The organism is Flavobacterium sp. MMS24-S5, assembly GCF_050320125.1.
GTDB classification, from domain to species: Bacteria; Bacteroidota; Bacteroidia; order Flavobacteriales; family Flavobacteriaceae; genus Flavobacterium; species Flavobacterium tyrosinilyticum.
Genome location: NZ_CP190016.1, coordinates 5,428,789 through 5,440,152 on the forward strand (window position 1 = coordinate 5,428,789; position 11,364 = coordinate 5,440,152).

The window sequence follows — 11,364 nt, forward strand, 5'->3', positions numbered from 1 at the left end:
GCTATTTAACTAATTTAATTTTGAGTTTTTAAATCCTAAAATCAATCCAGAATCCTTAATTTTGCTGGCATAAAACTTAAAAAATATATACATGCTCAAGATTTTCAAAATTACTGCCATTTTAGAAGGAATCTCTTATTTAGTATTATTTGCTAATATGTTGATTATCAAAAATAATAATCCTGAACTTTACCATACATTATTACGTCCGTTAGGAATGACACACGGTGTTCTATTTATCGGATATATTCTTTTAGCTTTTTTATTGAAAAAATCAATGAATTGGGACTTAAAAACATTTGCAATCATTCTAGTTGCTTCTCTTATTCCGTTTGGAACTTTTTACATCGAGAAAAAATATTTAGAAACTAAAGCAAATGCATAAGCTTTTGGAGAAAATATTTAATTTTTTATATCCTGTTTTTAGAGATTGGGGAATGAGCCGTAATGTGGCGTCTTATACGAGTCTGATCTTTAATATCGCTATTTTAATAGCATTGGCTTATGTAATTTATTACGCAGCCAAATTCCTTTTGGTCACTTTGACCGCTGTTTTTGCGCAACGTACCAAAACCAAGTTTGACGATTATTTAATCCAAAACAAAACAACAAGATATACCGCTTATTTAATTCCGTTTTTCTTTATATACAAAGCCGTTCCTGTTATTTTAGATAAATATGAATATTGGGAATCGATTTTCGGAAAAATTGTCGGTATCTATATTGTATTACTTGGATTGTGGATTGTTCGAACAGTTTTTAATTCGTTACGAGATTACTTAAAACAAAAGCCTGAATATAGCGATAAACCAATCGATAGCTTTGTTCAGGTTATTATGATTGTGCTTTGGATTTTTGGAGTTGCCATGATTATTTCGACTTTATTCGGAATTAAAAAAGGCGAATTATTAACCATTTTAGGAACACTTTCGGCCATTATCATTTTGATTTTTAGAGATACAATTCTAGGATTTGTTTCGAGTGTTCAGGTTGCGATAAACGACATGGTTCGTATTGGCGACTGGATTACAATGGATAAATTCGGTGCCGATGGAGACGTAATCGAAATCAATTTAACGACAGTAAAAGTTCGAAATTTTGATAATACCATTACCACAATTCCAACGTATGCATTAAGTTCAGATTCGTTCCAGAACTGGCGCGGAATGCAGAAATCTGATGGAAGACGTATCAAGAGACATGTTTTGATAAAGAGCAGCACAATTCGTTTTTTGAATGATGAAGATTTGCACCAACTGAAAAAAGTACAACTGATAACCTCTTATATAGATAGCCGTCAAGCGGAAATTGACCGATACAATGATCTTAGAGGAATTGATAAAACGCTTTCGCTAAATGGCCGAAATATGACCAATTTAGGTTTGTTTAGAAAATACATCATGCAATATTTAAATGATCATCCAGGATTGAACAAAAATATGCATATCATGTGCCGACAATTACAGTCAACTGCACATGGTGTTCCTTTAGAAATTTATGTGTTTTCGAGCGATAAACGTTGGGCTAATTACGAATACATCATGGCTGATATTTTCGACCATGTTATGGCTTCAGTACGATATTTTGATCTTGAAATTTTTGAATTGCCTTCTACGTTGAGTTAGTTTTTGTTTCAAGTTTCAAGTTGAATTGGATTGTGTATATTTAAACGCAAAGCACGCAATTTTTTTTATATATTAGACTTAATAAAAACGCGAAGTTCGCAAAGCTTTTTGTTAAAACTTTGCGAACCTTGCGTAAACCGTTGCGAACTTTGCGGTTAAATATACATATGCTATATCAACCTGAAACTTGAAACTTGAAACTTGAAACAAAAAAAACTACTTCTCCTCTATCCTTTCAAACAGAAATTCAGGATTATGATACTCAATTGGAACTTCTGGGACGTAACACGGAAGATTAAAATAAGTTCCGATAACTCCTTTTCCTAGATAAAGCTTTTCATCTTTCTTTAAAAGAGCCAACGGAACCCTTTTCCAAGCACCGCCAAACGAAATATAATGATAATCTCCTCGAAGCGTATCGCCTCTTAAATCTCCTCGTACATCGCCAGAATCTTTTCCAGTTCCGTAATGACTAATTTCATAGCGTCCGTAAAAACGTTTGTCATTTATATGAATATCCAAAATAGCGGTGTCTTTATTGTTTACAGCGCGGTATAATTGATGATTGTATTTTTCTTTATCTTCTTTAGAATTGCAAGAAGCTAGTAATAAGCAGAGAAACAGAAAGAATCGCATAATTTATTTTTATAAAAACAAAAATAGGTTTTTACTATGGGATTATTTCTTTAACTTTAAGAAAAACTTTAAGCAAATACCATGGAAGATAGAGACACTTTTTTAAAAGAATTCAGAGGCGAAACTTTAGGAACCGTTAGTGCTCAATCTTCAGCAGATGAGATCTTTCAAAACCAGACCATCCGTCCAATTTTAAAACTTCAAAACGACTTATTTATAGCTGTTTTTATCAATTATGTAAACAAAAATAAACCAGATTTTTATTCTTACTCGGTTGAAAAGAAACTTCAGACCATCGAAAACTCCATTCAGAAAGACATTAAATTTAGAAATTCTTTAAAAGGAATTGTAATGGCGCTTTTTACAGTTGACGAATACAATACCTATATTAAGAATTCTTCTGATTTGAATAAACGAATGATGAATTTGTTGATTGATCGTTTGAAAAATCAGGTGCAATTGTTTGAATTGGAGGCTAAGTAAAGAGGCTAAGGTTCTAAGTTGCTAAGATTCTAAGTTTTTTCTTAGCGTCCTAGCAACTCAGCATCTCAGAGACTTAGTATCTTAGTAACTCAAGGAGAACTTCTTCAAATCTATTTCTTGGTAAAAACTGATCTTCAAGTGCTTTTGTAAACGGAATTGGAGAATCTAAACTCGCTACACGTTTTACAGGAGCGTCAAGATATTCGAAGCAGTTTTCCATAATTAAAGCCGAAATATCACTTGCGATTCCGCCAAACATAGTGTCTTCTTGGTAGATTATGGCTTTTCCTGTCTTTTTTACTGAGGCAAAAATTGTTTCTGTGTCTAAAGGCTGTAAAGTTCTTAAATCAATTAAATCGGCATCAATTTCTGGATGCTTTGCTAAAGTGTCTAAAGCCCAATGCACAGGTGCTCCAAACGAAATAATGGTAACCGAATTCCCTTCTTTAACCAACGCCGCTTTACCTAAAGGAATAGTGTAATAGTCTGTTGGAACATCTTGATAAATACTTCTGTATAATAATTTATGTTCGAAGAATAAAACGGGATTCGGATCATTAATAGAAGTGTTTAGAAGTCCTTTTGCATCATAAGGAAATGCAGGATAAACGACTTTTAAACCTGGAGTTTTAGTAAACCAAGCTTCATTGGTCTGCGAATGAAATGGTCCTGCCTGAGTTCCTCCGCCGCAAGGCATACGAACGACAACATCGGCATTTTCGCCCCAACGATAATGAGATTTAGCCAATAAATTTACAATTGGATTAAATCCAGTTGAAACAAAATCTGCAAACTGCATTTCTACAATTGCTTTATATCCGTTGATTGATAATCCCATTCCTGTTGAAACAATGGCACTTTCGCAAATTGGTGTATTTCGTACTCTATCTTTTCCAAAAGCATCAACAAAACCATCTGTTATTTTAAAGGCTCCACCGTATTCGGCGATATCTTGCCCCATAATAACTAGGTTCTTATGGCGCCACATAGATTGCTCCAAACTGTTTCTTATCGCATCTATAAATCGAATATTTGTAGAATCAGAGTTATGTGTATATTCTTCATATTGAAATGGTTTATAAACATCATCTAATTCTCCACTGTAAGTTGGTTCTATTTCAGGTTCTGCATTTGCCATCGCCCAATTTTCATCAATTTCTTTTTTTATATCAGCGTGAAATTGTTCGTCTTGTTCTGCCGTTAAAATTCCGTTATCCGTTAGATATTTTCTGTAATTGGTAACAGGATCTCTCAGTTCCCATTGATCCATTAAATCCTGAGGAACGTATTTTGTACCACTCGCCTCTTCGTGCCCGCGCATTCTGAACGTTTTAAATTCCAACAAAATAGGACGCGGATTTTCTTGCATTTCCTTTTTTAGCTGAGACAATTTATTATAAACTTCAACTATATTATTTCCGTCAATAATCCAGCTTTCAATTCCGTAGCCAATTCCTTTATCGGCAAGGTTTTCGCACGCATATTGTTCGTTTGTCGGAGTTGAAAGTCCGTAGCCATTATTTTCAATGATAAACATTACAGGCAATTTCCAAACGGCGGCAATATTTAAAGCTTCGTGAAAATCTCCTTCGCTTGTAGCGCCTTCTCCAGTAAAAACTGCTGTAATTTTTTTATTGTCTTGAAGTCTATTCGCAAGTGCGATTCCGTCAGCAATTCCTAACTGCGGACCCAAATGCGAAATCATTCCGATAATATTGTATTCTTGCGTTCCAAAGTGAAAACTTCTGTCTCTTCCTTTGGTAAAACCATTTGCTTTTCCTTGCCATTGCGAGAATAAACGATGAAGCGGGATTTCTCTTGTTGTAAAAACGCCAAGATTTCGGTGCATTGGAAGAATGTATTCGGACTGATCTAAAACGGCAGTTACTCCAACCGCAATGGCTTCTTGTCCTATTCCAGAAAACCATTTAGAGACTTTTCCTTGTCGTATCAGGATCAGCATCTTCTCCTCGATCAATCTTGGCTTTAATATCTTTTTATATAAATCTAATAACTCGGTGTTAGTAAGGTTTTGTCGGTAAAAAATCATGAAAATTTTTGTTTTTTAGTGTTTCAAATATAACAATTTGCGCCAATTTTATTGGATTATGCTATAAAATTTTAATAAGAAATCTGCTTTTAATGCCTGAGCTTAAGATTATTTTCTAAAATATTATCTACCTTTGTTAGCGAAAGGTGCTTATGACACCTTTTATCTTTTAAAATAAAAAATGTAAAGTATGCAAAACATTCCTAGTGTAGACTTACGTGATTTCCTTTCGGACGACCCGAAACGTAAACAAAAATTTGTAAATGAAATCGGCAGTGCATTTGAAAACATTGGCTTCGTTGCCTTAAAAGGTCATTTCCTTGATGATCAGTTGGTAAACGAACTTTATGGTGAAATTAGAAATTTTTTCGCCTTGCCAATAGAAACTAAGCATAAATATGAAATTCCTGGAATCGGCGGACAAAGAGGTTATGTTTCTTTTGGAAAAGAACATGCTAAAGGACGCAAAGAAGGAGATTTAAAAGAGTTTTGGCATTTTGGTCAATACGTTGACAAAGATTCAAGATGGGCTTCAGAATACCCGGACAATGTTGAAGTTACCGAATTACCACGTTTTAATATAGTGGGTAAAGAAGCGTACCAAAAACTAGAAAAAACTGGGGTTTATGTTTTAAGAGCTTTGGCTTTACATTTAGGTTTAGATGAGTTTTATTTTGATAATTATGCAAAAGAAGGAAACTCAATCTTAAGACCAATCCATTACCCACCTATTACTTCTGAGCCAGAAAACGCAATTCGTGCAGCAGCTCATGGTGATATTAACTTGATTACCTTATTAATGGGAGCTCAAGGTAAAGGATTACAAGTTCAGAACCACAATGGCGATTGGATTGATGCTATTGCTGAAGATGACGAATTGGTGATCAATGTTGGAGATATGTTGTCTAGACATACCAACAACAAATTAAAATCTACAATTCATCAAGTTGTAAATCCGCCAAGAGAATTGTGGGGAACTTCACGTTATTCGATTCCATTTTTTATGCATCCAGTAAGCGATATGCGTTTGGATTGCCTTGAAAATTGTATTGATGCAGAAAACCCGAAGAAATATGAAGATATTTCTGCCGGAGAGTTCTTATACGAACGTTTAGTAGAATTAGGTTTAATTAAAAAATAAACTTACATAAATTTTAAATTAAAAATTCCAAATTCCAAGTTTTTCTTGGGGTTTGGAATTTAATTTTTAAATATCTTTATGCTTGAAATTTATTTTTAGAATAAAAAAATATGGACTTTAAAGATCAATTAAAAAACTTATTTCCAGATCACGTAGAATCGAATGAACCTGAGCAAGTTGAAGAACAGGAACACGTTCTTTATGTTCAGAAAGAACCAATGATTTGTAAATTTGAAAAAAGAAAAGGAAAACCAACTACTATAATTGAAGGTTATGAAGGCTCTGATGAAGATTTTAAAATCTTAGCCAAAGAAATTAAAACCAAATTGAGCGTTGGAGGAACTTTTAAAGACGATTCGATTATAATTCAAGGCGATTATAGAGATAAAATTATGGCAATCCTAAAAGAAAAAGGATTCAAAACCAAACGTGTAGGAGGCTAGAATAATAAAATCCCAAATTTAAAATTCCAAATTCCAAGTTAAAAAACTCAGAACCTTAGCCTCTTAGAACCTTAGAAACTAAAAAAAAATGATTCAATCATCAGAATTAATACTAAATCCTGACGGAAGCGTTTACCACTTAAACCTTCGTCCTGAACATATAGCACACGACATTATTTTTGTTGGTGACCAAAATAGAGTAGAAAAAATCACTCAATTTTTCGATTCAATCGAACATTCTGCTCAAAAGAGAGAATTTAAAACCCAAACCGGTATTTATAAAGGCAAAAGAATTTCAGTAGTTTCTACAGGAATTGGCCCTGATAACATTGATATTGTACTAAACGAATTGGATGCTTTAGTAAATATTGATCTGAAAACGCGTCAGCCAAAAGAAAAATTAACTTCTTTAAACATTATCAGAATTGGAACTTCGGGTTCTTTGCAGGAAGATATTCCTGTTGATAGCTTTGTGATGTCAAAATTCGGATTGGGATTAGACAATATGCTTCGCTCCTACTTAATTGACGGCGTTTCGATTACAGAAATTGAAGATGCATTTGTAGCACATACAAACTGGGATCCAAAAAAAGGAAAACCTTACGTAACGCAATGTTCTGAAAAATTAGAAAAACTAATAGAATCAGATAAAATTTTTAAAGGAATTACGGCAACTGCTGGAGGATTTTATGGTCCACAAGGAAGAGTTTTACGTTTGAACATTCAAGATGAAGAATTGAATAACAAAATGGATAATTTTAGTTTTAATGAAACTAAAATCACTAATTTAGAAATGGAAACAGCGGCAATCTACGGGCTTTCGGCTCTGTTAGGTCACAATGCTTTATCGCTTAATGCTATTATTGCAAATCGTGCTAGCGGAACTTTTAGTGAAGATCCGTATAAAGCAGTATATGAGCTTATTGCATATACATTAAATAAATTGGCAGGAAACTAATTAATTAGAACTTGATGGAAAGTGTTATTCTCAAATTTGAGCAGTTATTGAATGAGAATGTAAATTATATTCCAACAATACAGAATGAAATTTTAGACGCAAAAAATCCTGGCAAATGGTCTAAGAAAGAGGTTTTAGGTCATTTGATAGATTCTGCAATCCATAATCTGGTACGTTTTACAGAGATTAATTATTCGGAAAAACCATATCGTCACAGACCGTATAATCAGATCGATTTAGTAAATTTAAATCAGTATCAGAAAACAGATATTAAGTGACCTGACTCAGTTGTGGTTTTCAATAAACAACCAGATTGTGAGAATCATGAAATCTGTAGACGAAAATGCTTTGGATTATAAAATTATTTTAAGCGATGAATCTGTAATTGATTTAAGGTTTTTGATGAGCGATTATGTAGAGCATTTAGAACATCATATTAATCAAATAAAATCATAGAATTTATGTTTTTACGAGTGGCACGACATACGAATGATTTAGAGAAAATAGAGAATTTTTATGTCGATATACTCGGGTTTGAACAATTGGGAGGATTTTAAAATCATAATAATTATGATGGCGTCTTTATTGGAAAACCAGGCTTAGACTGGCATTTTGAGTTTACGCAATCTAAAGCCACGGCCAAACATACATTTGATGAAGATGACGCAGTGGTATTATATCCTAAAACTATTGCAGATTATGATAAATTAGTAAATAAATTAACGCAACAGGATATTGCAGTTATACCTTCGCTTAATCCGTTTTGGAATGAAAATGGAAAAATGATTCAGGATCCAGATGGTTATAGAATTGTAATATCACCTTTAAAAGCTGTAATTAGCGAAATTGAATAATGGAACAGGAAACTCATAAGAAAATATTATTTAAATATTATAGTGATTATCTAGATGAAGTAGTGTCTGAAACCATGTGGGCAGAAATTATAGATCTAGAAAAAGGACTTTTTAAATTGGATAATATTCCGTTCTTTGGCACCTTTAATTGCTACGGATGACATTTTTTATGCAGAGTATGACGAAACAGAAGAACGTTTTATGCATAGGAAAACGATCCAAAATTCTGGTAACTCGATTATTCAGGTTGCAGTTTTAGAAAAAGGTTTTGATAAAGAAATCATTCGGGAGAAATTAAAAGCGCTAAATTGTTTGTCTGAAGGATTAAATGAAACTTTTTTTGCGGCAGAAATTACCAAAGATATTGATTATTCTTTGGTAAGAAGCCTTCTGAACGAATACGAATCACAAGACATTATCGAATTTGCAGAACCTTGTCTTTCAGAAAAGCACCGAGCAGATTTATTAAAAAATTAAAAATTTGAATACATAAAAACAGTGCTTTTTATTATATCCTTTTAATTTTGTAGGAAAAGTAAATGTTATAAAGTAGCTGTGTTTTTATGTGTCAAAACAATTTTGACGAATAAAAAACTAACCATAAGATTACGCATACGCATACCAAGCAACTTAACTTAAACTTAAAACAAATGAAAACTGTCAAAATTGCGGGTGTTCCAGAACACTTCAATTTGCCGTGGCATCTATGTATCGAAAACGGCGAATTTGAGGAAGAGAACATCGATTTACAATGGACAAATGTACCCGAGGGAACCGGGAAAATGTGTCAAATGCTTCGAGACGGAGAAACAGATCTTGCTGTTATTTTAACCGAAGGAATTTTAAAAGATATTGCAGCTGGAAATCCGAGCAAAATTGTTCAGGTTTATGTGCAATCTCCTTTAATTTGGGGAATTCACGTTGATGCAAAATCTGATTTTCAGACGTTGAAAGATCTTAAAAACAAAAAAGCAGCTATTTCCAGATTAGGATCGGGATTGCAATTAATGGCTTATGTAAATGCAAATGAGCAAGGCTGGGAAATGGATGATCTCGAATTTGAAATTGTAAATACTATAGATGGTGCTGTCGATGCTTTGACCAATAAAAAAGCCGATTATTTTATGTGGGAACGTTTTATGACTAAACCACTTGTAGATAAAGGTGTTTTTAGAAGAATTGACGACTGCCCTACTCCTTGGCCTTCATTTATTATTGTAGGACGTGATGAGTTCTTAAAAAAGAATGCCAAAACGGTAGAGACGATTCTTAAAATAATCAACAAAACAACGGTTGATTTTAAAGAAATTCCAGAAATTGACAAAAAATTATCTGAACTGTTTAATCAAAAAGCAGAAGATATTAAAGAATGGTTGAAACTGACTCAGTGGTCACAGAAAAATTTGACAGAAAAATCTTTTAATAAAATTCAAAATCAATTATTTGATCTGGGAATTATTGATAAAAAAAGTATTTTTGTAGAAACAGTAAAAGCTTTGTAAATACTGCTTTTTGATTCGTATGATGAAATTCCCTAAAATTGACTTACCGCATTTAAAATCCAAACTACAGGTGAAATCGCCGTGGGATAGGATTATTATTTCGCTGTTGAGTCTTTTGATCACCATACCGATTTTCATCATACTGCATCAAAATTTGATCGATTTAGAGTGGGCATTCAATCTAGATCGTATATTTATCTTTATTTTTGTTTTTGCAACTGTGTTTTTTCTTCTGATGTATCTCAGAACAATTATTATTCTGTGCGTTGCAGTTTATTTGTTGATTCTATTTTACGGATCGGTAATTGGAAATTATGGTTTTAACGAAATCTCAGAAGATTACAATTCTATGATTTACACCATGTCAGATAATCCATATCCGCAGGATATTATTGTGGCAAAACTGCTTCCATTTCCTAATAAATCAAAGATTATAAATGCTATTGAATATCAAAACCCTAAAGTGCGAAATTTTGCTATTATGGCAACTTCAAAGCATTTTAAAGGCATTAGAGGCTATTCAGATTATCGTACCATAATTCAATGTTTTGCTGTTTTTAAAGAAATAAACGGCAGATGGAATTATGTAAACGATCCAAAAGACGGTGATTATATCGCAACCGCCAGCGAATCACTTGAGTATTTCTCAGGCGATTGCGATGATCACTCTATTTTGATGGCGGCTGCTGTGCGTTCTATTGGCGGAACTCCTCGCCTTATTCATACCAAAGGGCACATTTATCCTGAAATTTTAATTGGTTCGATGATCGATTTGGAAAAAGTCAATTATCTAATCAAAAACGTTCTTTTTGTAAAAGAAAGCTACGGCAAAAAACTCCACTACCACATAGACGAGCGCGGACAGGTCTGGATGAATCTGGATTATACTGCAACTTATCCTGGAGCTGTCCGTTCATGTATGAGGAAATTTTAGGAGCTTTAACTCTAAATTAACGGTCTCTAAAAGGCAATTTGTCCAATTAAGACGATTTTAATCGTTAATTTGTAAAAGACTGGTTATCAGTAAAAGTCCCGAAAACAAAGACTTTCTGTATTAAAAGCAATTCATTTTTAGAAGTAAAAAAAATCTTTATAAATATTTGATTACGAATATTTTAATGTTATTTTTTTTTGTAACTTTTTCCTGTTTAACTTTTAATCACAAAATCATGAAAAACTCAAAATTATTTACCCTCGTAATTGCCATTGCTGTCGTTGTATTAATTGTTTCATGTCATCGTAAAAGAGACAAGCTTGTGAATTCATGGAAAGTTAGTGCCGTAGAACCAAAAGAAACCGTTTCTGATTCTACAAAAAATGCAATTTTAACCAATGGGATGCTTACTTTTACTGAAGATGGGCATGTTACTGGATATTTGCTTCGTGAAATTACAGACGGAACTTACGCGTTAAGCCAAAAAGGTAAAAAACTTGTTATTAAAGACGAAGTTGGAACACCATATGTTTGTGAAAGCACGATCACAGATGATAAATTAATTTTAGATACCAAAGAAGCCAAACTAACATTTGATAAAATTTAGAATACAAATTACCTTGTAATTTGATACAAAAAACCATTCACTACAATTGTAAAGAATGGTTTTTTGATTTTTAAAACTAAAATAAATATCTTTGCACTACTTAAATAAGCACTCCTATATGTGAAAAATAA

14 protein-coding genes and 2 pseudogenes are annotated in these 11,364 nt (G+C 33.1%); 14 read left to right on the forward strand and 2 right to left on the reverse strand.

What is annotated here, in order from left to right; all coding sequences use genetic code 11:
- Positions 1–91: 91 nt before the first annotated feature.
- Both ACPWTF_RS25000 and ACPWTF_RS25005 read left to right on the forward strand, forming a co-directional pair.
- Complete coding sequence (locus ACPWTF_RS25000; protein ID WP_095929318.1) at positions 92–385, forward strand: DUF3817 domain-containing protein; 294 nt, start codon at positions 92–94, stop codon at positions 383–385.
- Positions 378–1,625 (forward strand): mechanosensitive ion channel family protein, encoded by a 1,248-nt coding sequence (locus ACPWTF_RS25005; RefSeq protein WP_379801367.1) that lies wholly within the window; start codon positions 378–380, stop codon positions 1,623–1,625. The genes ACPWTF_RS25000 and ACPWTF_RS25005 overlap by 8 nt, the downstream gene beginning before the upstream one ends.
- 216 nt (positions 1,626–1,841) lie before the next feature.
- On the opposite strand, the gene ACPWTF_RS25010 is transcribed toward ACPWTF_RS25005, so the two are convergent.
- Positions 1,842–2,261: a hypothetical protein gene (locus tag ACPWTF_RS25010; RefSeq protein ID WP_250836123.1), complete on the reverse strand. Its 420-nt coding sequence runs from the start codon at positions 2,259–2,261 to the stop codon at positions 1,842–1,844.
- Between the two features lie 81 nt (positions 2,262–2,342).
- Here ACPWTF_RS25010 and ACPWTF_RS25015 point away from each other — a divergent pair, with 81 nt between their 5' ends.
- On the forward strand, positions 2,343–2,744 hold the full coding sequence (locus ACPWTF_RS25015) for a glyoxalase (protein WP_427873760.1): 402 nt from the start codon (positions 2,343–2,345) through the stop codon (positions 2,742–2,744).
- Between the two features lie 73 nt (positions 2,745–2,817).
- On the opposite strand, the gene ACPWTF_RS25020 is transcribed toward ACPWTF_RS25015, so the two are convergent.
- The gene (locus tag ACPWTF_RS25020; RefSeq protein WP_427873761.1) at positions 2,818–4,794 is read right to left on the reverse strand and encodes an alpha-ketoacid dehydrogenase subunit alpha/beta; all 1,977 of its coding nucleotides are present in this window, start codon (positions 4,792–4,794) and stop codon (positions 2,818–2,820) included.
- Positions 4,795–4,984: 190 nt separating this feature from the next.
- Between ACPWTF_RS25020 and ACPWTF_RS25025 the strand changes: the two genes are divergently transcribed.
- The 11 genes and pseudogenes from ACPWTF_RS25025 (at position 4,985) to ACPWTF_RS25075 (ending at position 11,233) form a co-directional block, all read left to right on the forward strand.
- The gene (locus ACPWTF_RS25025; protein WP_427873762.1) at positions 4,985–5,935 is read left to right on the forward strand and encodes an isopenicillin N synthase family dioxygenase; all 951 of its coding nucleotides are present in this window, start codon (positions 4,985–4,987) and stop codon (positions 5,933–5,935) included.
- 110 nt (positions 5,936–6,045) lie between these two features.
- On the forward strand, positions 6,046–6,378 hold the full coding sequence (locus tag ACPWTF_RS25030) for a translation initiation factor (RefSeq protein ID WP_057117964.1): 333 nt from the start codon (positions 6,046–6,048) through the stop codon (positions 6,376–6,378).
- A gap of 88 nt (positions 6,379–6,466) precedes the next feature.
- Positions 6,467–7,336 carry a nucleoside phosphorylase gene (locus ACPWTF_RS25035; protein WP_427873763.1) on the forward strand — a complete coding sequence of 290 codons (870 nt, stop codon included), beginning with the start codon at positions 6,467–6,469 and terminating at the stop codon, positions 7,334–7,336.
- Positions 7,337–7,350: 14 nt separating this feature from the next.
- On the forward strand, positions 7,351–7,614 hold the full coding sequence (locus tag ACPWTF_RS25040) for a hypothetical protein (RefSeq protein ID WP_427873764.1): 264 nt from the start codon (positions 7,351–7,353) through the stop codon (positions 7,612–7,614).
- 46 nt (positions 7,615–7,660) lie between these two features.
- Complete coding sequence (locus ACPWTF_RS25045) at positions 7,661–7,792, forward strand: hypothetical protein (protein WP_427873765.1); 132 nt, start codon at positions 7,661–7,663, stop codon at positions 7,790–7,792.
- Positions 7,793–7,797: 5 nt separating this feature from the next.
- Positions 7,798–8,190, forward strand: a pseudogene (locus tag ACPWTF_RS25050) (VOC family protein).
- Positions 8,190–8,351 (forward strand): hypothetical protein, encoded by a 162-nt coding sequence (locus ACPWTF_RS25055; protein ID WP_427873766.1) that lies wholly within the window; start codon positions 8,190–8,192, stop codon positions 8,349–8,351. The pseudogene ACPWTF_RS25050 and the gene ACPWTF_RS25055 overlap by 1 nt, the downstream one beginning before the upstream one ends.
- The gene (locus ACPWTF_RS25060; RefSeq protein ID WP_427873767.1) at positions 8,326–8,667 is read left to right on the forward strand and encodes a DUF4265 domain-containing protein; all 342 of its coding nucleotides are present in this window, start codon (positions 8,326–8,328) and stop codon (positions 8,665–8,667) included. The genes ACPWTF_RS25055 and ACPWTF_RS25060 overlap by 26 nt, the downstream gene beginning before the upstream one ends.
- Positions 8,668–8,840: 173 nt before the next feature.
- Positions 8,841–9,692 (forward strand): substrate-binding domain-containing protein, encoded by an 852-nt coding sequence (locus ACPWTF_RS25065; RefSeq protein WP_427873768.1) that lies wholly within the window; start codon positions 8,841–8,843, stop codon positions 9,690–9,692.
- Positions 9,693–9,711: 19 nt separating this feature from the next.
- Positions 9,712–10,646, forward strand: a pseudogene (locus ACPWTF_RS25070) (transglutaminase).
- 215 nt (positions 10,647–10,861) lie between these two features.
- Positions 10,862–11,233, forward strand: a complete 372-nt coding sequence (locus ACPWTF_RS25075) for a hypothetical protein (RefSeq protein WP_250836136.1) — start codon at positions 10,862–10,864, stop codon at positions 11,231–11,233.
- Positions 11,234–11,364 lie beyond the last annotated feature (131 nt).